At 68.1% G+C, this 21839-nt stretch carries 20 protein-coding genes and 2 pseudogenes; 9 read left to right on the top strand and 13 right to left on the bottom strand.

Annotated features, from left to right (window positions below; genetic code table 11):
* Window positions 1-61: 61 nt before the first annotated feature.
* The 3 genes from ACWCSV_RS07630 to ACWCSV_RS07620 are packed head-to-tail and all read right to left on the bottom strand — an operon-like array spanning window position 62 to window position 3231.
* A complete protein-coding gene (locus tag ACWCSV_RS07630; protein WP_451139487.1) occupies window positions 62-709 on the bottom strand; it encodes an MBL fold metallo-hydrolase in 648 nt (215 codons plus the stop codon).
* Window positions 710-722: 13 nt separating this feature from the next.
* Window positions 723-2036 carry a bifunctional 3-oxoadipate enol-lactonase/4-carboxymuconolactone decarboxylase PcaDC gene (gene pcaDC, locus ACWCSV_RS07625; RefSeq protein WP_451139485.1) on the bottom strand — a complete coding sequence of 438 codons (1314 nt, stop codon included), beginning with the start codon at window positions 2034-2036 and terminating at the stop codon, window positions 723-725.
* 25 nt (window positions 2037-2061) lie between these two features.
* Window positions 2062-3231: a tyrosine-type recombinase/integrase gene (locus ACWCSV_RS07620; protein WP_451139483.1), complete on the bottom strand. Its 1170-nt coding sequence runs from the start codon at window positions 3229-3231 to the stop codon at window positions 2062-2064.
* 376 nt (window positions 3232-3607) lie between these two features.
* Between ACWCSV_RS07620 and ACWCSV_RS07615 the strand changes: the two genes are divergently transcribed.
* Together ACWCSV_RS07615 and ACWCSV_RS07610 are read left to right on the top strand one after the other, a co-directional pair.
* Window positions 3608-4012: a transposase gene (locus ACWCSV_RS07615; RefSeq protein WP_451139589.1), complete on the top strand. Its 405-nt coding sequence runs from the start codon at window positions 3608-3610 to the stop codon at window positions 4010-4012.
* Window positions 3934-4647, top strand: a pseudogene (locus tag ACWCSV_RS07610) (IS701 family transposase); the annotation flags it as partial. The gene ACWCSV_RS07615 and the pseudogene ACWCSV_RS07610, both read left to right, overlap by 79 nt.
* Before the next feature lie 220 nt (window positions 4648-4867).
* Here the strand turns inward: ACWCSV_RS07610 and ACWCSV_RS07605 are convergent.
* The gene (locus tag ACWCSV_RS07605) at window positions 4868-6403 is read right to left on the bottom strand and encodes an ISL3 family transposase (RefSeq protein ID WP_451139481.1); all 1536 of its coding nucleotides are present in this window, start codon (window positions 6401-6403) and stop codon (window positions 4868-4870) included.
* A gap of 490 nt (window positions 6404-6893) precedes the next feature.
* On the opposite strand from ACWCSV_RS07605, the gene ACWCSV_RS07600 reads away from it, so the two are divergent.
* Window positions 6894-7892: a DUF4365 domain-containing protein gene (locus ACWCSV_RS07600; RefSeq protein ID WP_451139479.1), complete on the top strand. Its 999-nt coding sequence runs from the start codon at window positions 6894-6896 to the stop codon at window positions 7890-7892.
* A gap of 45 nt (window positions 7893-7937) precedes the next feature.
* Here ACWCSV_RS07600 and ACWCSV_RS07595 read toward each other — a convergent pair.
* From ACWCSV_RS07595 to ACWCSV_RS07560, 8 genes and pseudogenes are all read right to left on the bottom strand, one after another.
* Window positions 7938-8870, bottom strand: a pseudogene (locus ACWCSV_RS07595) (ISAzo13 family transposase).
* Between the two features lie 298 nt (window positions 8871-9168).
* Complete coding sequence (locus ACWCSV_RS07590) at window positions 9169-9474, bottom strand: MazG nucleotide pyrophosphohydrolase domain-containing protein (protein ID WP_451139477.1); 306 nt, start codon at window positions 9472-9474, stop codon at window positions 9169-9171.
* Window positions 9475-9555: 81 nt separating this feature from the next.
* A complete protein-coding gene (locus ACWCSV_RS07585) occupies window positions 9556-10053 on the bottom strand; it encodes a hypothetical protein (RefSeq protein ID WP_451139475.1) in 498 nt (165 codons plus the stop codon).
* Window positions 10050-11003 (bottom strand): nucleoside 2-deoxyribosyltransferase, encoded by a 954-nt coding sequence (locus tag ACWCSV_RS07580; protein WP_451139473.1) that lies wholly within the window; start codon window positions 11001-11003, stop codon window positions 10050-10052. Before ACWCSV_RS07580 ends, ACWCSV_RS07585 begins: the two co-directional genes overlap by 4 nt.
* Before the next feature lie 25 nt (window positions 11004-11028).
* Complete coding sequence (locus ACWCSV_RS07575; RefSeq protein WP_451139471.1) at window positions 11029-11847, bottom strand: PfkB family carbohydrate kinase; 819 nt, start codon at window positions 11845-11847, stop codon at window positions 11029-11031.
* A gap of 17 nt (window positions 11848-11864) precedes the next feature.
* Window positions 11865-12674 carry a hypothetical protein gene (locus ACWCSV_RS07570; RefSeq protein ID WP_451139469.1) on the bottom strand — a complete coding sequence of 270 codons (810 nt, stop codon included), beginning with the start codon at window positions 12672-12674 and terminating at the stop codon, window positions 11865-11867.
* 11 nt (window positions 12675-12685) lie between these two features.
* On the bottom strand, window positions 12686-13396 hold the full coding sequence (locus ACWCSV_RS07565) for a maleate cis-trans isomerase family protein (protein WP_451139467.1): 711 nt from the start codon (window positions 13394-13396) through the stop codon (window positions 12686-12688).
* Window positions 13380-14765 (bottom strand): radical SAM protein, encoded by a 1386-nt coding sequence (locus ACWCSV_RS07560; protein ID WP_451139465.1) that lies wholly within the window; start codon window positions 14763-14765, stop codon window positions 13380-13382. Before ACWCSV_RS07560 ends, ACWCSV_RS07565 begins: the two co-directional genes overlap by 17 nt.
* Window positions 14766-15109: 344 nt before the next feature.
* Between ACWCSV_RS07560 and ACWCSV_RS07555 the strand changes: the two genes are divergently transcribed.
* Entirely contained in the window at window positions 15110-16498 is a 1389-nt protein-coding gene (locus ACWCSV_RS07555; protein WP_451139463.1) for a hypothetical protein, read from the top strand.
* Window positions 16499-16507: 9 nt separating this feature from the next.
* On the opposite strand, the gene ACWCSV_RS07550 is transcribed toward ACWCSV_RS07555, so the two are convergent.
* Window positions 16508-17317: an SDR family NAD(P)-dependent oxidoreductase gene (locus tag ACWCSV_RS07550; RefSeq protein WP_451139461.1), complete on the bottom strand. Its 810-nt coding sequence runs from the start codon at window positions 17315-17317 to the stop codon at window positions 16508-16510.
* A gap of 279 nt (window positions 17318-17596) precedes the next feature.
* Here ACWCSV_RS07550 and ACWCSV_RS07545 point away from each other — a divergent pair, with 279 nt between their 5' ends.
* From ACWCSV_RS07545 to ACWCSV_RS07525, 5 genes are all read left to right on the top strand, one after another.
* A complete protein-coding gene (locus ACWCSV_RS07545) occupies window positions 17597-18043 on the top strand; it encodes an ATP-binding protein (RefSeq protein ID WP_451139459.1) in 447 nt (148 codons plus the stop codon).
* 568 nt (window positions 18044-18611) lie between these two features.
* A complete protein-coding gene (locus ACWCSV_RS07540) occupies window positions 18612-18806 on the top strand; it encodes a DUF5999 family protein (protein ID WP_451139457.1) in 195 nt (64 codons plus the stop codon).
* Between the two features lie 509 nt (window positions 18807-19315).
* Complete coding sequence (locus ACWCSV_RS07535) at window positions 19316-20719, top strand: NAD(P)-binding domain-containing protein (protein WP_451139587.1); 1404 nt, start codon at window positions 19316-19318, stop codon at window positions 20717-20719.
* Between the two features lie 345 nt (window positions 20720-21064).
* Window positions 21065-21310, top strand: a complete 246-nt coding sequence (locus ACWCSV_RS07530) for a hypothetical protein (RefSeq protein WP_451139455.1) — start codon at window positions 21065-21067, stop codon at window positions 21308-21310.
* A 94-nt stretch (window positions 21311-21404) separates the two neighbouring features.
* Entirely contained in the window at window positions 21405-21827 is a 423-nt protein-coding gene (locus ACWCSV_RS07525; RefSeq protein WP_451139453.1) for a DUF6233 domain-containing protein, read from the top strand.
* The last annotated feature ends 12 nt before the right edge of the window (window positions 21828-21839 follow it).

Genomic DNA, 21839 nt, shown 5'->3' with positions numbered 1-21839 from the left:
ACCCAACCTAACCGGTACCACCGACAGTCGCGGCCCTGAGCCCTGCCGGCCGGTACGGCCTTCAGAACCCCGTGTGCTCCCCCGGCTCCATCCGGCTGTGGTCACTGCCGCCGAGCGCCCCGATCTGCGCGTCGTAGATCGGCCGGGCCAGGTCCGTGAGCAGGGCGTCGTGGATGTCGATGGCCCGGCGCGGCCCGACTTCGCGCACGTAGTCGATGACCTCCGAGATCTTGTTCCAGGGGGCCATCACCGGCAGCATCAGGGTGTCGACCGGCTGCCCGGGGACGGTGAGCGCGTCGCCCGGGTGGAAGACCGAACCGTCGACGAGGTAACCGACGTTGGTGATGCGCGGGATGTCCGGGTGGATCACCGCGTGGAGCTCACCGTGGACCTGGACGTCGAACCCGGCGGCGCGGAAGGTGCCGCCGTGCCCGACCGTGTGCACCCGCCCGGGGAAGGCCGTCGCCAGCCGCTCGGCGACACTCCGCAGCGTCCAGATCTCCGCCGCCGGGTTGGCCTCCATGGCGGCCCTGAGCCGGTCCTCGTCGAAGTGGTCCGGGTGCTCGTGGGTCACCAGAATGGCGTCGGCGCCGACCGCGTCGTCCTCCCCGGAGAAACCGCCCGGGTCGATGACGAGGGCCTGCCCGTCCTTGTCCAGGCGGACGCAGGAGTGCCGCATCTTGGTGAGTGTGAGAGGCGATGCGTTCATGCTCCCCATCCTGCTACGCGGGCGGTGTCGTTTCTTCCTGAATCACGGACTGGGCCACGGCGAACGCGGCCCCGGCGGCGGGAACGCCGCAGTACACGGCGGTCTGGAGCAGCACTTCCTTGATCTCGGCGGGCGTCAGGCCGTTGCGCAGCGCGGCCCGGAGATGTGCGGCGAGGCCCTCCAGCCGTCCGGACGCGATCAGCGCGGTGAGCGTGACACAGCTGCGGGTGCGGCGGTCGAGGCCCTCGCGGCTCCAGACCTCGCCCCATGCGTAGCGGGTGACGAGGTCCTCGAAGTCCTCGGTGAACGGGTCGGCGGCCGCGTCGGCCCGGTCCACGTGGGCGTCGCCGAGGACCTCCCGGCGGATCTTCGTGCCGAGCGCGTGGAGGTCCGTACGCTCCCCGTCGTCGTCCGTACGCGGGGCCGGCGGGGCGATCTCCGCGACGGGGGCGTAGGGGGCGGAGAGCGGCGGGACGGCGGCGGGGGGCGCGCCCAGGGGTACCGGAACGGCGCCGAGGGTGTCCTGCCAGGTGGTGGAGAAGTGGGTGAACAGCAGGTCCATCACGGCGGCCGGCTGCTCGACGGGCGCGAGGTGCGACGCCCCGGGAACCAGCGCGAGCCGGGCGTCGGGGATGCCCGCGACCAGGGTGCGCGCCTCGGCGGGGCCGGTGACCCGGTCCTCGGCGCCGACGACGACGAGCGTCGGTACACCGATGCGGCCCAGTTCGCCGCGGATGTCGAAGGCCGCGAGCGCCTCGCACGCGGCGATGTAGCACCCGGGGTCGGTGGTGCGCACCATCTGTACGGCCCATTCGACGATGGCGCTCTGCGCGGCGGCGAAGCCGGGCGTGAACCAGCGCTCGGGGGCGCTGCGGGCGATGGGCTCCAGGCCGTTGGTGCGGACGATCACCCCGCGCTGGCGGAACTCGTCCGCGCTGCCGAATCTGGGCGAGGTCGCGACCAGCGCGAGCGAGGCCACCCGGTGGGGGTGGCGCAGCGCGAGGTCGGCGCCGACCGCCCCGCCGATGGAGCACCCCGCGTAGCCGAAACGCTGGACGCCGAGGGAGTCGAGGGTGGCGATCAGCCGGTCCCCGAGTTCTGCGACGGAGACCGCGGGCCGGGCGGGGGCACCGCCGTGGCCCGGCAGGTCGTAGCGGAGTACCCGGTAGTGCTGGGAGAGGTCCGGTATCTGGCGGTCCCACATGTGCCAGGTGGTCCCCAGGGACGGCCCGATCACCAGGACCGGAGCATCTTTTGGCCCGTCAAAGCGGTATTGGAGGGTGTTCGATGATGTCTCGCTCACCCGCCCGACCCTCTCATCTCTCACTATCTCTCACCGAACCGGGTCGGCCCTACCGGCTGCGCCCCTTCGTCTGCGGGGGCAGCCCCGCCGCCGGCCCGCCCACCGGACGCCCGTGGAGCCCGTCCCATGTGACGGCGGCAGCGCGCAGGTCCTCCACGCCGGGCTTCACGTAGTACCTCTTGGTCGTACTCACGTTCTTGTGACCGGCCCACCGCGCGAGAATATGGTCAGGCACTCCGTTGTTGGCCAGGAAAGTCAGGCACGACGAGCGAGCGTCATACAACCGGACACGTCGAAGTTCGAGGATTTCCATAATCCTGTACGCGCGCCGACGCAGCTGCTTGCCCGTGAACGCTTCACCGCTTTCGTGCACCGCGACATAGCCGCAATTTGCGTAAGCCTCCCCCAAGGCCATCTTCTCTTTGGCCTGGAGGTGCTTCAATGCCCGGAGTGCCTCGAGAACTGGCCCAGGAAGCGGGAGTTCCCGCTCCCCCGCGAGCGACTTGGTGCCCTTCTCAACGACAGCCCGGTTTCCCATCATCGTGCGTGTGTTGGCGATCGCAATAATGCCTCGGTCCAAGTCAACGTCCTGCCAACGGAGACCGCATACTTCCGCAGGCCGTAGACCCATGAGGGACAGCAGGAACGGCGCGTACAGCCGATCCTCCCGGACCCCCATGACAAATTCCTGGACCTCGGGAACCGTCCAGGGCTTCAAGTCCACCTTTCTGCGGCGGTCCTCTTTCCGCGCCCTGAGTGGGATCGTCACGTTCTCGGCCACGTTCATGACCACCAAGCGACGGGTCACCGCCCGATTCAACGCTTCCTTCAGCCGGCCGAGACTCATCTCGACGGTGGCCACGCTCAGAGGAGTTCCGGCCCTTGGCCCTCGCAGCCGACCGCTCTCAAGGGCCCAATCCCTCCACTCCTCCACCTGCTCCTCGGTGAGTTCTTGAAGGCGAATCCCGCCGAGTCGACCACGCACCCGGTCCAGCGTGACTCTGTAGCTGTAGAGGGTGGTTTCCTCCAGGTCCTGAGACCTTAGAGCGAGCCATTGATCAAGCCACTCGTTCAGGGTGATCGCACTAGAATGAACAAAAGTCCCGTTGTTGCGTTGCTCCGTGACTCTCGCGTATTCTGCCCTCGCTTCCTTCAGCGTGTCGAAAGTTCGAGTGTGCTGTTTGCGTTTCCTCGTCTCTGGATCTACACCAATATTCATTACGAGTCGATAGCGAACCCTTCCACTGGAGTTGGGCGGGAGCTTCCTGATGGGCGAAGACAGCTGAACGCCTTTCATTCCGGCAACACAGTCGCCCCGTGTCTCTGCCATCCACACGAGGCCGCTCGCGTTCTCTCCGACTCCACCGCCAAGCACAGCAGGATGCGAACAACCTTAATGGTCGGCACCTTTGCCGGTTTGGCCAACCGGCAAAGGTCATTTACACTCCCCTCTCGCGCTTCTTCTTGCAGATCGGACACCGCTTCCCGCACGTCGAGCCCAGACGCCGGATGTGGGACTACGTGCGAGCTCAGGCCCGTGGGCGCAAGAACTCCCGGCAACTGGCCGGGTTCGCCGGGCACCCCTCCGCTGAGGACTGCAGCACCTGCTGCCGAAGAGCCGCTGGGAGGCCGACGGGATACGCGACGACCTGCAGGGATGCGTCGCCGAACGCCTCGGCACCGACGAGGGCGTCCTGATCATTGATGAAACCGGATTCGCCACAAGGGGCACCACCTCCGCCGGCGTGCGGCCGACAGTACTCAGGCACCGCCGGCCGCACCGAGAGCTTCCAGATCAGCGTCTTCGCCGCCTACACCGCTCCCCCCGCGGCCACGCTCTCGTCAACCCCGAGCTCTACCTCCCCGAGCCTGGACCGACGACCCCGAACGCTGCCGCGCAGCCCGCGTTCCCGAAAACCGCCCGTTCGCGACCAAGAACGAGCTGGCCGGCACCATGGTCCTGCGCGCGCAAGCCGGCCCCCTGCCCGTCACCTGGGTAGCGGCCGATGCCGCCTACGGACAGGACTCCCGCTTCCGACGCTTCCTGGAGGACGCCAGCCTGTCCTACGTCATGGCGGTTCCCAAATCCCAGCAGGTCCACGGCCCTCGCATCGACCACCTCATCGGCCAGGCACCCAACGAGGCATGGCAACGGCTCTCCTGCGGCGACGGTGCCAAAGGACCGCGGCTCTACGACTGGGCTGCCGCCCGCCTTCCGGCGGTCTGGGAGTTCGACGGCGACGAGCCCACCCCGCAACGCTGGATGCTGGCCCGCCGCAGCATCGTCAAGCCCGACGAGCTCGCCTACTTCCTCGCATCAGCTCCCTTGGACGCCACCGTCGCGGACCTCGTTCAGGTCGCTGGGTGTCGCTGGAAAATTGAGGAGTGCTTCCAGGGCGCGAAGAACGAGTGCGGCCTGGACCAGCACGAAGTCCGCCGCCACGCCGGCTGGGCACCGGCACATCACCCTCGCCATGCTCGCCCACGCGTTTCTCGCCGTCACCGCTGCCCGAGAGCGCCAAAAGGGGGAGTCGGCCACGACACACGCGACCTCGTGGACCTCACCCCGGCCGAGATCGCCGTCTACTGGCAACTACCCACCCACGTCCTGCTCGAGAGGGCAACCATGCGATGAACTGGTCGAGATGGCGCCGACGACACGAAGCCCGATCCCGCCGCTGTCACTACACACGGCGCGGTCATTCCATCGCGGGACAGCCCGATGAACCCGCCCCTCGTCCGGCACCATCCAGCTAAAATCCCCACACTCAAGCCGTTGACCAGGACATACACCGAAGTCCGGGGCTGTCGAACGAGCGGGTCTGTTCCGTAGTCGGTAGTGGCGGAGGGTGTGGTCAGCCCAGGAGGATGCGGTGGCGGAGGAGGGGGAAGCTCGCGCGGCCGTACATCTGGCGCTTGATCAGCTTTGTTTTGTTGTTGACGCCTTCGGTGCCGCCGTTGTGGTGCGGCAGGGTGAGGGCGGCGTCGACTGCGGCGCGGTCCTTCTCGAGGCCTCGGGTGAAGGCATGCAGGTGGGGCAGGTCCTCGGCTTGGACCGAGGTGATCCAGGTGCTCAGCAGGGCGGCATTGCCGTCGGCGGGATCCAGTAGCGCGGCGAAGTGGTGGATGAGGTCGGCCAGAGCGGTCATCTCGTGGCAGGCGGCGCGGGCGGCCTCGATACGTTCTCGCTGGTGGTCCTTGAGGCGGTCGGGGCGGGTGAGCAGGTAGCGGGCCAGGCGCCGGGGAGAGAGTGCGGGCCGGTCGGGCTCTACGCGGCCCTGGTTGATGTAGCGGACGAGCAGGTTCGAGCTGCCGGTGTAGCCCAGCTCCCTGATCTCTTGGAGGAGATGGGTGACGGGGACGGCCGGGTTCTCCAGCCGGCGTCGGCGCAGGTGATCGCGGTAGGGATCCACGAGGTTGGGCCGGTACTTGGGGGCGCGGATGAGGCGCTCGGGCTCGGCGACGCGGTCGTAGCGCTTGACGGTGTTCAAGGCGAGGTTGAGGCGGCGCGCGCACTCCAGAAGTCCCACTCCGCGCTCGCGCAGGGCGTGGACCTGCTGCCAGCGCTCGCGGGTGGTGGCGGCCTGCAGGCCTTCAGCCGGGGGCGGGCCCGCTTTCGCCCAGCAGGTGCTGTGCGCGGCGACCTCCTTGCGGACGGCCTCGGCGAGATTGCGCCACAGGTGCCAGCGGTCGCTGATCTGGACCGCGTCGGGCAGGGCTCGGCGGACCGCCTCGGCGTAGGTGGCCGATCCGTCCCGGCACACGGCCTCGATACCCGGATGCCCCCGCAGCCAGGCTTCCAGAGTGGCGGCTTCGCGGCCGGGCAGTACCTCGATCCGCTGGCCGGTCTCGGTGTTGATGATGATCGTGGCGTAACTGTGCCGGCGCCGCAGAGCGACGTCGTCGACCCCGATCACCTGCGGGATCCGCACCGCCGGCAAGGGAACCCGCCGCAGCAGCCGCAGGGCGGAGGCGTATGAGAGGGGCACGGCCAGTGACCGGGTGAGCCGGGCGGACGCTCGGCCGCACAACTCCTCGACCACATCGGCGAGCTGGGCGGTCAGTCGTGTGGTGCGGCGCTGATGGCGCTCCAGGAGCCCGGGGACCTGCACTCGGAAGGTCTGCCGCCTGCAGCCCAGGACCGGACAGACCAGCCGTCGTATCCTCACCCGGACCACGACCTGCCGGCCGTCGACCGGCACATCCCGCACCGTCCGGCCGTGATACCCGTGGACCCTCCCCGTCACCACCCCGCACAGCGGACAGGGAACGGGAACATCCCGGGTCCGAGCCGAAACCCGGACTATCTCACCACCGTCCGCCACATCCTCGATGACCAACGCAGACAACCCCGAAAACACCGTTCCCACAAGCGTGTTCGCATCGTGCACGCCCAATGATCACAGGCGAACACTCACCGCCACCACCGACTACGGAACAGACCCGAACGTTTTACAGTCCCGTTGACGGGTCGCGATTCCGATGCCGAACGCGGCGGCCAGCTGAGCCTAGGTGTCGCCGCAGCGCGGGTGAGCCAGGACCAGAAGAGCCGCCGGCTCGGCGTGATGCGACGCCATCGGGCGCCGATCTCGCGGCGGTGAGCGGCCAGGCACTGGGCAAGGTAACGAAGGCGTGCACTGGCAAGATCGATCGCCGATGGTAAACAAGCACGCGGAGCTCCTGGTCGGCACGGGCGATCTTGGTCGTGAGCCCGTCTACCAGGAGCTTCGTCTTTCACCTCGCGCAGCGTGCCTCAACTCGTCAGCCCCGCGGTCAGGTTGGAAAGGCTCAGTGCCCGAGCCACGACCACCGAAGCCTGAGTATCAGCATCATGTCGGTGCCTGCCGATATCCTGGCGGTTGCTAACTTCGAGGGGGGCCAGTGTCCACTGTCCGTGGCAGTCGCAAGATCGAGAGGGCGGGCGTCAACGCTCTTCGCGCCCTTCTTGAGGAACACGATCACCTCGTTCAGGAGATCGACGGAGGGAACGATCACGGCGAGGACATGATCGTTAACTTCACGCGCAGTAGCAAGAGGACGCCTTACTGGATCGCCATTCAGGTGAAAAGCGGCAAGAAGTATAAAAGAGTCAATGGGTATGCAATCCCCGTAGATGACCATTTCGACGACTGGGGGCAGAGTCGCATCCCCATCATCGGCGTCGTCTACGACACGAAAAGGAAGGAACTTTTCTGGGTAAACCTTACCGAAAAGTTACGGGCCGCAGATAAGAGTCCAGGATGGGTTCAAGTAGTCAACACCTCGCGGCTCAACTCTGACACGATTGACACCTTCTATGCGGAGGTCGCGGCTTATGCTGGTGATGCCAGGATGCGGATTCGCGCGGCAAATCAGGAGGATGCGCTAACCGAAGCCGTTCGAGCCAGGCGCGGGCTAGATCCCGAGACGGCACCCAACCCGCTATTTGAGGAACTTGCCGACATTGCGCTTCGACATGAGGAACGTCTCCGCGTCCTTCGTAAGGATCTAATTCGATCCTTCCCCATCCAAGTTCTGGTTCTCATCATGCTGTGGGAATGGCCTCGACAAATCCGCTTTGTTGAAGGATCCGCAGACTGGGTGAACCCAGCGGTCTGGGTTCTCAGCCTCTACCACTTCATGCTTTTCATGGCGCTTACTATCTTCTTCGAGTTCAGAGCCGGGCGAGTCCCTCGGGAGACGGGGAGTTGGCTCTCTATCATTGCGAGCAACTTTCTCTGGATTCCAATAATGGATCCTAACGGAGATGATGGATGGTGGGGCACATTTTGGATTTATTCAGGAATCATAGTTCCATCATTTGGGCTCAAATTTCTGATCATTAGTTTCGTTGGGTTCGCCCGCGATCGCAAGAAAAAACAGCTCGAACCCGACATGTAAGCCAATTGCATCTACGCTCCGCCACTTCCGGACCGGTACGGCCGCTCAAGGAGCCTTTTCAAACCTAACGGCGGGGCTGTCGAGTTCGGCCTGGACGGTGAGGCCGGTGCGACTGATGGTCGCGGCGATGGCCTGGCGCATGACTTCGTGGCTGGTCAGGGGCCTGCCTCGCCAGTTCATGGTGATGTGGGAGAACAGCCGATGGTCGATCTTGTTTCACCTTGAGGTGCCGGGCGGCAGGTGGCACACCGTGATCTCAAGTCTGGTCTCGGCGGCGAGATCGGCGAGCTGGGTCTTCCAGCCCCGGGTGCGGTAGCCGTTGGAGCCGCCACCGTCAGCGGTGATCAGCAGCCGGCGGGCGCCGGGGTAGTCGTGCCGGCCGACTGCCTGCCACCAGCGGCAGATCGAGGTGACGGCAAACGCCGCCGTGTCGTGATCGGTGCCGATGCTGACCCAGCCGGTGTTCGCCGTCATGTCGTAGATTCCGTAAGGAATTGCCTTCTCGGCCTGGCCGGGGAACTCGTGCGTCTTGCCCCTCACGGGCTGCGCTACGGGCTGCCATTCGCGCCCGGCGTTCTTGCAGTCGCCGATCAGTTCCTTCTCCTTGCTGTCCACACTGATCACCGGGTCCCCAGCGTCCCTGTGGTCTCGTGCCTGCTCTCTGAGGTAGCGGAACTGGGCATCCCCGTCGGGGTGCTGGGCACCTTCGATGGTCTTGGCGTTGGCCTGTAGGCTGAAGCCTTCCTCCCGCAGCAGGCTGGCGACTGTGTCGGCGGAGACCCGCTGCCCCTGGCGGGTGAGCTCCGCCGCCAGGTTCCGGGTCGACTTCGTCGTCCAGCGCAGCGGCGACATCGGGTCGCCCCGCTCGTGGGCTCGACCAGCGCCAGCAGTGCCGACCGCAGCCCAGAGTCCAGCTCGACCTCCTCCTTCAGCCCTCCGCCGGGATGGCGCACCCGACCCAGCGGGGCCTGACCGGATTCCAGTTCAGCCGCCTCACGCGAGACCGTGGCCTCCCGGACCCCGGCTGCAGCGGCGACGATCCTGATGCCGCCATGCCCCAGCGACAGTGCTTCCGCTCCTATGGCCAGCCGACGCTGACGCTCGTCCAGATGCGGCAACAACTCCAGGAACTTCGCCGCCAGAACGGCCTCGATCCCCTCCAGTCTCCCCACACCAGACCCACGAGCCGAGCCCCACAGCTGGAAGCCACGCCTGAAACGCGGTGGAGGTGCGAGTCGTCCAGCCCGCACTCGGTCGCGCGGGACCACCGGAGCATCTACGAGGCGCTCGTCCGGATCAAAGCCCCATGCTCGTTCCGCTCGTACCTACGGCCTGCGTTCTTCTCGATCTTCCGGGCGACAGCGGAGTCCAGGTCCACGCCGTTCATCTGCGCCACGGCCGTCAGGTAGAGGAAGACGTCGGCCAGCTCCTCCGCAAGGTCGGGCAGCCCTTTGCGCCATGCAGTGAAGGCTTCGGCGGTCTCTGCGTTCAGGAGGCCGAACTCCAGGGCCACGTCGGTGGTGTTGAACCCCTTGAGTTCCTTGTTCTCCCAGGCGAGTTTCTGGGCGTCTCTGATCTGCAAGGCTCCTCCAGCGGCGGTACAGCAGGTGCCCCAGAAGCGTAGCGGGAGCGGTGTGCCTGACGGGCTGGTTTCGTCGACCCGTCACCCTGCCGAAGGGAGATCGCGAAGCGACGTGTCGAGCGTGAGTACGCGGGTGTAGTCGGCGAGGGTGGAGAAGACTCGCTCGTAACCCGTCACCAGTGCGGTGATCTCCTCCAGGCTGATTGCCTCGCCATCGCGGGACAGGAGTCGCTGGTGTATGACGGCGGGGGGAGCGGTCAGGTGGACGAGCAATCCGGAGCGCGTGATGACGCTCTCGGCCAGATCGATCGCTTCGGACCAGTTGATCCGGGACCGTCCGCGGTGAAGTGGGCCGTACACCAACTCGCTGATGAAGCAACGGTCGAAGAGGATTCTTCCGGTCCCGTCCAGGATGGTCCTGTAGCGGCTGGCCAGGTTGAGATGGTCGGGTGTCCTCGGAGAGTGGACCACGGTGAAGCCGTGATGCTTCGAGAGGCGCTCGCCGAGTGTGCTCTTGCCGACCCCGTCACAGCCCTCCAGGACCACGGTCTGGTAACCGGCGATCTCGTCGAGGTTCATGCGACCAGCCAGGACAGGGCGGCCTCGTCGCTGCTGAAGTGGGCGTCGACGGCGTACTGGATCATGAGATTCCGCCAGTTGGGCTCGCGGCCATGAGCGTGCGTGAACGTCGGGTGGGCCTGAAGAGCAGCCACCCGTACGCCGCTGGCCAGCGCGGCGCCGATGAGCAGGGCGGCACCGGGCGGTGTCTCGGGCCCGGAGACGTCGACCAGCAACCGCGCGGCTGAACGAACGGCAGCCAGGTCGGCCAAGGCCCCTGCGATCGGGTCAGGAGCCCTGAAACGCTGGGGCTCCACCACGGTGTGACCGCCGCCCGACAGGCTCTCGGCCAGGTGGTCCATGCGCCGGGGCAGGTACGGCGACGGCTCGACGTATACGGCCGCACCGGGGGCCACCGGGGACCTCGTCGGAAGAGGCACACGCCCCGGAAGGTCGAGCAGGGTGTCGATGGCCGTGTCGATGGCCGTGCTCGTCTGGGCCGCGTTGCGGGCCTGGAAGCCCTTGAACCGGGACTGGCCGGGGGCCGACCGCAGCGGCGACGGTCCGAGCGTGGCCACGCGCACGATGCGGGTGGCCACGGACTGGAGGACGGGGTCGGGGAATTCGAGGCGGGTGCCGGCCTCGGTCATCGAGTAGGTCTGGAAGTCGGTGGTGAGCACGACGACGGGAACGCCGGAGGCGATGGCGTACCCGATCTCCATGCAGACCCCGTCGTCGAGGCTCGGGCCGTGCAGGATGGCGATCATGGCGTCAAGGTGTCCGAGGCGGTCGCGGTCCAGCTCGAACAGGCGGCGTCCCTTGACCTCGGCGACGAGGTCCTCCTCGTCGGTGTCGCAGAACGGCAGGAAGACGCGATCGGGACCGACTTTTATGGCGAGGCGATCGGCGAGATCGGCAGCGAGGGCACGGTCGTGGGCGGCGAAGAGCCGGTGAGCTACGTAGAAGGGCACGGGTAGAGGTCCTCCAGTCGGTAGGTCAGCCGCGACGCGGCGCGGGGATCGGGAGGGAAGGGGCCGCGACGTACCTGGCTGCGGCTGCTGTCGCCTCCGCCAGAGCCTTGGCGGTGGTCGCGCCGCGCGAACGGTAGGCCAGATAGGTGCCGGCGAGGGTGTCTCCGGCACCGGAGACCTCGAAGGCAGTTTGCGGTGGCGGAACGGCGGAGGCTACCTGCCGCCCGAAAGCGTGAACGACAGCGGCCCGGGGGCCGTCGGTGACGACCACTTCCGGCAGCGTGCCGCAGTCGACCGCGCGGTCCAGGAGGCGGTACTCGGCGGCGTTGACGAACAGGGTGGTCGCCGACGGCAGCCAAGGTGAGGCGGCGCGGATCATCACCTCCGCACTTGGCAGGAAGAAGTCCACGCTGAACCGGGCTGAGATCCGCACGAGTTGGCCGAGTACGGCCTCAACGTTCAACGGGCGACGGCAGCAGACGTGAAAAGTAGCGCGGGGATGCGCACTCACGTGCTCCAGCGCGTGTTCGGTCAGAGCCGCTGCCACGCCGTAGTCCGTGTGCACTTGCACCAGTTCGCCTTGCAGGTCGTACTCCAGGTCAAAGGCCGTTGACGTACCGTCGGCCGGACGCCATGCCGACCAGTCGAGCGCGGCGAGGCCGGGCGCCTCGGGTAGGTGGGCGAGATCGTTCCCGAGGACGCAGACGGGAGTCGCCCGGCGGCCGGCCTTCGTCGCCGCCAGCGACACGAACAGGGCCGCACCGCCGAGCCGGGCCCCGCCCCGGTGGTCGGGGTAGCGGGTCAGGTCCCGGCTGATGTTTCCGATCACGTCGAGCCGGTCCATGCACTCTCCCCCATAGGTCAGACCTTCCAAGTCGGGTGCGCGCAACCGACGATCTTCGTGCAGACCGGTCGTCGACGACAGAGCCGCGGGGAGGGCCCGTTGAGATACAGGCGCTTGAAGTAGATCAGGACCAGGTGCACCCACCACGTCGGCTCCACGCCGTCCGGAATGGTGACCCGGTGCTCGTTGGCGGTGACCAGAGAGCGGAATTCGGTCGGGCGAGCGTGAACAACCGCTTCGAGTACGTACCGCATCCGCTCGTGGGCGACGGCGCCCGACGGGAGCTCGATGCCCAGAGCAGGCGCCAGTTTGGCGACCATGCCGGAATCCACCGGGATGATGCCGCAGTGGTACCCGCGAGCGGTGAGCAGTGCGCACTGGGCGACCTTGAAGGACGCACCTCGCACCCGGGTGGCGAAGTCGAGGACCAGGGCGTCGAGATCCGCTGACTCGACCGTCGGATCGATCCCCTCCTTCTCCCAGCACTGGAGGAGCTCGGCCAGCGAGCGCATGTAGTCGATCCGGGCCTGAGGCAGGCCGATGGAGCGCACCATCGAGGCCAATTCGGCGTCCGTGCTCGCGACAAGGTCGTCGAAGCCGCGGGCTTCCGCTGACTTGATCACTCCGGCGTACGTGTCGACCATCCGGTAGGAGACCCGGGTGGACCAGCCGGCGGCGAGCATCCGTACACGCGGGTCACTGATCGTCGTCGGCCACCAGCGGTTCTCGTCGTGATTGGCCTCCACCTCGGCTCGCACGTCCGGCAGGCCGGCGGCACGGGCAACGAGTCGGTGGACGCGACGGATCTCGATTGCTTTCGGCTTCACACGTTCGATCGTCATAGGCCGACTCCAGCAGGAATTCGGGCGGCCAGCAGCGCCATGGCGAGATTCGACGAGAGCACGGGCTTCCCGAACCGGCGCTCCAGCTCGGCGATCACTGGGAGGGTGTGCCACCCCGTACACGACAGGACGATGGCTCCAGCCGCGTCGAGGGCAGCTTGAGGCAGCCGCTCCACCAGGGCCAGCACCTGATCGGGGGTGACGTCGGGGTACCCGTCGGTCAGGCCCATACTCGCGTGGGCCAGGACCTCCATGCCGGCCTTGGTGAACGCTTCGGCTTCGGCTTCGGTCACCGGGCGCGGGTAGGGCGTGGCAAGGACCATACGCGTCACGGCCGCCTCGGTCAGTGCCCGCAGGAGAGCGTCGAAGGCGGTGACCGTGCCGCTCGGCAGCGGCGGACCGCCGGTGAAACCGGCCGACGTGCACGCCAACATCACCGCATCGAGCGGAACGTGCGACAACGAGTCCAGCGCCCGGGCCGATGCCTCGCGCAGCCCGTGCCAGAAGGAGGCGTCGATCGCCGTCGCCCGGGACGCGGGCACGAGCCGCGCGTGGTGAAAGATCGTGTGGCGCAGGCCGAGGCGGGGCAGCTCGGTCTCCACGGCGACGTTGGCCCAGGGCAGCAGCAGACCCGCGCGGACGGTGCGGTCCGCCACCGCGTCCAGGGCCTCCAGCGTCGCGAGTGTCCCGTCAGGAAGCAGATGCAACGCGTTCTCCGAAGATCATGCGCGGCAAGTGGCCGGTCACCACGAGATCACCGGTGGTGCCGAGCGGCACCGCCGTGCCTCGCTCGACGACCTGGATGGAGTACGAGCCCAGCCGCCGCCAGTAGGTGCCCTCTTCGCTGACGAAGTAGGAGTGGAGGCCGGGCACACGGAGGCCGGTCGGGTACACCCGCTCTTTCATCGGCTGATCCCAGGTGTGATCGATGTCCGCCTTCCACGACGCGAAGTGCTCGGCCGATGGCAACGGCGTCTGATCACCGAGTGCGGCGAGCGGGGTGCCGGGGAACGCCCTCGCCAGACGCACGTTCGTCCGGTGGCACAGCAGGCCGGCGTCGAAAATCCCGGCCAGGCCGCGAAGATTCGCCACGTGGGTGCCGTGGGTCTCCCCGGGAAGGCCATAGATCAGGTTCAGGCCCGGAAGGAGCATCGGTAGACCACCGGGGCCGCGAGCGGCACCAGCCGTGTTCACGTGCTCGACAGCGCGCACCAGGATTTCGGGCGTGCAGGTGAGGGTGTTGCGCTCGATGACGGCCGGGTCGAAGCTCTCGATGCCCATCGGCGCACAGTTGCCTTCGGTGCAGAAGTCCGCCACCAGCTTGGCGATGCGCAAGCCGACGGGCGCAGCGACAGCCAGCGGGTCGGCATTGTCGATGTGGAGCACCTCCAGCTCGGGGCAGCGCTCACGGATGCCGCTGAGCAGGGCGCGGATCGCGTCCTCGTCCCGGTGGCGGTAGGAGAAGAAGCAGGTCTGCTGACCAAGTCGGAAGTTGCGGATGCCGGCGACGTAGAGCTGAGCCGCCTCGTCGACGACGTCGTCGACCTCGCGAAAGGCCACGAGGGGTGACTTGGCCGGCTCGTTGCAGAAATCGCAGAACTTACGACGGGTGCAGCCGCGGTACAGCTCCAGCTCGGCGATCGGGCGCCAGGGCATCTGGTCGACGAGGCCGGCGAACGAATCGCGTTCGCGTCGCATCTGCTCGTAGTCGGCCGGACGCCGGCTGCCGAGCAGGAGGTCGCGGGCCGTCACGGTGTGGGTGTGGACGGCGTCGAACAACCCCGCGTACTCCGCGGGTGAGTCCAAGGCGTAGGTGGACAGCGGACCGAGCAGGTACCGGCGGCCCCGCGCACAGGCGAGCGCTCGGGCGATCTCCTCGAACGATCCGTTCACCGCATGGAGATGGACGGACGGAACCGCGTCTCCGGCGATGACGAGCACGATCTCGGCGTCGCGCAGGAGCTGAACAGCGTTGTCCCGGTTGACGGTGGTGGAGTAGGTGAGCCGGTCGCTCAGGGGTGGTTCGACGGTGGGCTCGCCTCCGGCCAGGCACCAGCGGACGTCGTCGATGGTCACGTACCGGACCTCGGCGTCCGGCCGAGCCCGCCGCAGTGCCGACCAACCGTTACGAACGTACGTCGACAAGTAGGGCGGTACGCCGAGACCGCTCGGCTCGACGGTGAAGCAGTCCAAGATCACTACAGGCTGCATGGTTCTCCCTCCAGTGCCGAGGGCTCGGTGGCTCTCCAGCGGCGTCGTCGCCGGGAAGGCCCGTGGGCCCGACAGCCCCTCCAGTGTCAGTGTTGGCACGGCTCGGGAGGAGGGAGTGACGGGGTTGTTCGGTTGTACGGAGGTTGCACTTCCATGGCTCTGTGTCCGAAGACTGGGACGCAGAGTGATCCACAAGGCATCATCAGCACATGAGCAGTTCGAAGAAGAGCGGCGAGGCCAACGCCGCGCTCGCGGCAGTGCTGGAGGAGGCCGGCTGCTCGCACGCCGCCCTGGCGCGCAAGGTCAACGAACTGGGCGCGCACCAGGGTGAGGTATCCCGTTACGACAAGGCATCGGTGTCCCGATGGCTACAGCGAGGAATGACCCCCAGAGGCCGCACCCCCGAGTTCATCGCCGCAGCCGTGTCCGGGTTCTTAGGCCGCCTCGTATCACCTGCGGACATCGGCTTCGCCGAGCAGTCGCAGCGTCCCGTGGTCGCACGGGCCTTGACGTACCGTGAAGATGTGGGTGAAACACTTCATACGCTCGCGGAGCTCGGGTCGACGGACATCTCGCGGCGCAGCCTTCTCGGCGCTGTGCCGTACGTTGCGGCTGCCCTCGTCGATCCCCAACGGCATTGGATACTTTGGCTCTTGGAGGACGAGCAGGCACCTCGTCTCGCCGTGGTCGCTGACAGCGGCCCCGTCGAGCAGGTCCAGGCGATGATCCAGATGTTCGACGAGATGGACAACCGGTTTGGCGGTGGTGGGGTTCGAGCAAGCATCGTGCACTACCTCAGTACCGAACTCTCCCCCATGCTCCAGCAGCGCAACATGCCCTCACACCAACGTCGGCTTCTCTACACCTCGGCCGCGAAGTTGGCGGCGATGGCCGGCTGGTGCTCGTACGACTCCGCCGACTACGGACTCGCGGAGCGCTACATGATTCAGGCGCTGAGGCTGTGTGCCGAGGGCGGCGACCGTGTGCTCGGCGGACAGATCCTGGCCGGCATGTCGCACCTCGCTACTAGCCTCGGCAGCCCCACTGAAGGAGTCGCCCTTGCGAGAGCCGGCATCGCGACGGTCAAGTCCGCGGGCAGCCCGCTCGGGCTGATGCGCCTGCACGCCATGGCTGCCCGCGGATACGCCGTCCTGGGCGACTCTCAGCGGGCGACATCATCTCTCCTGGCAGCCAACAAGGGCTTGGAGGCCAGCCGGGGGCCTGCTGAGGAGTCGCCGTGGGTCCGCTTCCTGGACCATCACTATCTCGAAGCCGAGGCCGCTCTGGTCCACCGTGACCTCGGTGAAGCAGGGCAGGCCGAGCGCCTCGCCCTGGCATCCGTCGAAGCCAACGGCGACCGGCGGCGTCGGCAGGCCATCAGCCGCTCGGTGCTCGCGACCGCGTTCCTCCAGCAGAACAGGTTGGACGAGGCGGTCGCAACCGCGAGTAATGCCGTCGATCTACTCGTCGGCGTCCACAGCGAGCGGTCTGTCCAGGCGCTACGCGACTTCCGCGCGCGGCTCGCCCCTCACCGAGGTGAAGCCGCCGTCCGTGACTTCGAGCGGAAAGCGAGGCCGATACTCGGCGCAGCGGCCTGACGAGTACGGTCAGTACCCCTCCGGCGTCGGTGCATTCTGGCCCCTGTCGACAGGCAGGTTGATCCCAGTCACTGCTCGGGACTGGTCAGAGAGCAAGAACGCGATCACATCTGCCACCTCTTCCGGCCGTACCAGCTCGCCCCCGGGGAACTCCGCGCTGAACCGCTCGAAGGCCAGAGGGTCTTCGCGGCGCATCCGGTCCCACCGCTTGCCTGGGATGAGCATCGATCCCGGCGAGACCGCGTTCACGCGGATGCCGTCGGGGGCCAGCTCTCTGGCCAGGGACGCCACCATGTGGATCTGGGCCGCCTTCGCCGAACCGTACTGAGCCTGCGGTCCAGGCTTCCATCCGGAGACCGAGGCCACTACGACGATCGATCCGCCTCCCGCCTCCCGAAGGTGCGGACTACTTGTCGAGACCAGCCGGGCGACGTGGCCGACGTTCATCCTCCAGGTAGCCGCCCAGTCCTCGGCAGACGCCTCGGCGATCCCCCGTCCCTGCGCCCCTCCCGCACATGCGACAACACCGTCCAGCCCACCCAGCGTTGAGACTGCGTCCTCCACGAACCGCTCCAGCAGCTCGGGCACGGACACGTCCAGGGCCCGGACGAACAGATCAGCCGGGGCGTTCAGCGAGCTGTGGAGCGTCTCCAGGTGCTCAGGCCGGCGGGCGCACGTCGCCACCCGCGCTCCTCCTGACAGGAGCAGGCGCACTACGTGCTCGCCCAACCCTCTGGAGCCCCCAGTCACCACGAAGCGACGTCCTGCGAACTGCCCCGTCCCTCCCTGTCGCTCAAAGTCATGCCCGGTGTTCGTCATCTGCGCACCCCTTGTACAACCGTGCCAACCCTCATGGTCGAAGACATCCTGCCTGCACCCTTCTGACCAGGGCATCGCAGCGGTTCCCTTATGGACGTACCCGGCTCTGGGCCAACCGTTGCAGCGGCGATCAGCCGGCATCGACGCAAAGGGTCTGGTGCCGAAACGACTCCGGAACGGCAGCTCACCATCTCAGCCGTCGACCCGGGATCAGGCGGTTCCCCACACGAAGCGAGAGTCAGCGGCACCCCGCGCTCCTCTCCCGACTCGGGAGGCACCATGTCCGAGGCACTACCCCCGCGAGACACCCTCAAGCTGGCCGACACCCCCAACGCCGTGGGACTGGCGCGGCTCCACACGACCAACGTCCTCTCCCGCTGGGGAGTGCCGGCCGAGGTCGTCGAGACGGTAAAGCTCATCGTCTCGGAGCTGACCACGAACGCGGTACGGCACCCGAAGGAGGCGGGCGAGGTGTCCATCTACTCCTCGCAGTTCAACGTGCAGACCTTCGAGCTGGCGTTGGAGATCGATGGTGATGCCGTCCGGGTGTCCGTGTGGGACCACGACGCGAGGCCGCCCGTGCTGACGGAGCCTGGGGTGGAGGCGACGAGCGGGCGGGGGGGTCCTCATCGTTGCCGCGGTGAGCAACCGCTGGGGCCACCACCCGGTCCCGGGCCTCCCCGGCAAGGTGGTGTGGGCCGAGGTCGGTCTTTCCGCTGCGCGTGAGTGCCGGGAACAGTCGATGGGACGGCCGCCTTCGACCGAGCGCGGACGCCCCCGTAACGACCCGAACCTGCTCGGCCGCGTACTCGTCGGCGTCAGGGAGCTCTGAGCCGTGGACGCGGATCGCGGAGCCGAGTCGGCTTTCCCGGAGCGGGAGCTGTACTTCTGGGAACGTCGCCTGTTCGATGGGGTGCGCATGGTGAGCGCGGAGGAGCGAGCGGCGATGGCCGCGACCCCCCGTTCCCCGTCGGTTGAGGGAGCGTCGGTCAATGAGCCTCACTGGTACGGCCAGCGTCTGAGCGGTACGGCCGGCGCTCACCGCGACGCATAGTCGTGTGCCGCCCTTCACCGTTGGTTGCCGCCGACGGGGGCCCTCGGGGAACGGTTCTGCCTCTGCCGGAGGGCACAGCACCCCGGTCGCCGGGAGGATCGCCCGCGGCTCAACACTGCTCCGATCTCCGCCTCCGGCGCCATCGACTCCACCCTCGCGAAGAGCGAGTGAGTGGGGAAGCTTGCCGGCTTCCCCGCCCGCCGCACCGCTTCCTGACCATCCTTATCCCCGGGGATTCCCATGTGTCCGCATCAACCGCCCTGTCCTGTCGCTGAGTCTCCCGCCCATGAGGCGGCCCGCCTGGTCGTCTATCGACCCGAGCAGGGGTGGGGCAGGCGGTGCAACGGTGCCTTGTGTTTCGAGGACACCGGCGAGCTGCTGCCCAACGGGCAGATCATCGCTCCGCACCGTCCCATCCCCAAGGCGGCAGCATGAGCGCGCTCGCCAACCAGCCCGCGCCCAGCACCAGGCTCCTCGACCGATCGACGGAGATCGCCGACTGGGTGATCACGCTGATCCGGGCCGGGGTGTACCCGCCCATGTCCCAGCTGCCCGCGCGGGCGAAGCTGGCCGTGGCCATGGTGTCCGACCAGAATGCCGTCGCCAGGGCCGTCCGCTTGCTGCGCGAGAGGGAGTTCATCCTCGTGGAACGCGGGGCGCGCCCGGTCGTGCTCGCGCACCTGCCCGTGCCCGTGACGGCCCCTCCCGACCTGAGCAGTCTGCTCGTGCGGTTGGAGCCGCTGGCTCTGCCCCGCACGGACCTCAGCGGGACCGGCATCAAGGAGATGTGCCGCAGAAGCCGGGCACGGTGGGCGACACGGAGCTTCTCCTTCCCTCGGGAGCGCAGCGAGATCTTCGGGGCCCTGGCCACGGCCGCGCATCACCTCATCCCGCTTGTCGCGGAACAGCATGCGCACCACCTCGCCACGGAGGACATCACCGCCATGACCACCACCACCGCGGACCTGCCGGTCGTCGTGATCGGCGCCGGCCCGGCCGGGCTCGCCGCCGCCGCCCACCTCACCGAGCGCGGCCTCGTACCGCTCGTCCTGGAAGCCGGCACCACCGCCGCCGCGGCGGTGCGCGACTGGGCGCACGTGCGCCTCTTCTCGACCTGGGGCGAGGTCCTCGACCCTGCCGCCGAGAAGCTCCTCGCGCCCACCGGCTGGACCCGCCCCGACCCGGACACCTACCCCTCCGGCGGCGACTGGGCCGAGCAGTACCTCCAGCCGCTCGCCGACGTCCTCGGCGAGCGGGTACGCCTCGGCGCCCGGGTCACCGGTGTCTCGCGCACCGGCCGCGACCGGATCGTGGACGCCGACCGCGACCAGCAGCCCTTCGTCGTGCGCCTCACCCGCGCCGACGGCCGCGAGGAGCGGATCTTCGCCCGCGCCGTCATCGACGCCTCCGGCACCTGGGCCACCCCGTCCCCCGCCGGCGGCAGCGGACTGCCCGCCCTCGGCGAGAAGGCCGCGGCCGACCGCATCACCTACCGCGTCCCCGACCTCAAGGACCCGGCCGTCCGCGCCCGGTACGCGGGCAAGCGCACCGCCGTCATCGGCTCCGGCGCCTCCGCCTTCACCACCCTCGCCTACCTCGCCGACCTCGCCACCTCCGCAGACGGCGCGGGCACGAAGGGGGTGTGGATCCTGCGCCGCGGCATCTCCGGCTCCACCTTCGGCGGCGGCAGCGCCGACCAGCTCCCCGCCCGGGGCGCCCTCGGCCTGGCCGCGAAGGCCGCCGTCGACAACGGGCACGCCGACGCCGTCACCGGCTTCCGCACCGAAGCGATCGACCGCGACACGGACAACCGCCTCGTCCTGGTCGGCGAAGACGGGCGCCGCCTCGACCCGGTCGACGAAGTGATCGTGCTGACCGGCTTCCGCCCCGACCTGTCCTTCCTCGACGAACTCCGCCTCGGCCTCGACGAGCGCCTCCAGGCCCCCACCGCCCTCGCCCCGCTGATCGACCCCAACCAGCACTCCTGCGGCACCGTCTACCCCCACGGCCACCGCGAGCTCGCCCACCCCGAAACCGGGATCTACCTCGTCGGCATGAAGTCCTACGGCCGCGCCCCGACCTTCCTCGCCATGACCGGCTACGAACAGGTCCGCTCCGTCGCCGCCGCCCTCGCCGGAGACCTCGAAGCCGCCGACCGCGTCGAACTCACCCTCCCCGAGACCGGCGTCTGCGGAGGCGCCGGGCTCTTCGACGACCCCGCCGCCGCCCAGACCGACAGCGCAGGCTGCTGCATGACGCCGCAACCCGCCCTGGTCCAGCTCACCGTCGGCGCACCGGCCCCGACCGTGGTGGATGAGGCGCCGGCGGGCGGCTGCTGCGGCTCGTGACCAACCTCAGCACCCCTGCGCGCGGGGCCGCGACCGGAACGGGGGTCCGGTCGCGGCCCCGCGCCGCGCTCCCCAGCCTCTGCGTCAACCCACTGGTGGGCCCGGGGCAAACGTCTTCGCTCAGCACACGACGCGGCGAGAATCCAGCACCACGAACGAGAAGCAGTGAGAATCCGACAACTCACTGCGCCAGGACACTCTCGCCCCGCTGACAGCGCGAGACCGCAGTCGGGGTGGTGACAGATGCCGTGCTCAGGTGACAGTTATCGCGCTCCGGCGCACCAGCACAGAGACGCCGTGGCCGTCAAGATGCACACAAATTCGAACACATGCTCTAATCGATCCATGGCCACCGTAGACCACCTCCCCGACGATCTCGTCCGGACCGAGCACGAGCGGCACGCCGCGTACCGTGCACTCGCCTCCTGCCGCCCCACCCAGAACACGGCACTGCGCCGTCGGCTGCTCAGGCTGACCGCACAGGTCTGGTGGCACCCCTTCTGGGAGACGAAGACCGGCCGCATGTCGGCGGCCCGGGCGGAACTCAGAACACAGGCACGACGCCCTGAGCAGAACGGCGGCCCGGCATGAGCGGCAAAGACTGTCCATCCTCATGACGGGTGACGGGTGACGGCGCCAGCGACGCGGGTCCCGAACTTCCGCACGCCGACGGCCCCTGGTCGGCGTGACACTCCCGGACGGGCAGCACCTGTACGCCGTGGTGAAAGGCAGGCGGAAGGAGGCCGACAAGACTTGGTGGTACGACCTCCAAATACACCTGCCCAACCAGAGCGGCGAGCAGGGCCGACTCGTGGTCCTGCCCGCCGCCGTGACATTCCGAGCACCCGCCGTCCTCTGCGAGCCGGTCGACGGACAGCCCTACGACGGGATACCGACCGAGCAACACGGAGTCGCACCGGACTGGAAGGTGGAAAAGCCCCTCCACGCCGGCGCCGGCCCCTCTCTCCTCGTGCACCGCGGGGACTGCCGGGCCCAAGGCCCCTACCGGCCTGCGACCGCCCGGGAAGCACGCGCAGCACTCGACCGTGCCGACGCCAGGCCCTGCCGGACTTGCCGCCCCGACCGGCCGCTTAACCGGGCCACGTAGCCAGCTCCTGCC

The organism is Streptomyces sp. NPDC001770 (assembly GCF_053596135.1).
Note: the sequence above shows the minus strand (reverse complement) of the source record. Positions and strands in the feature narration are given on the sequence as shown.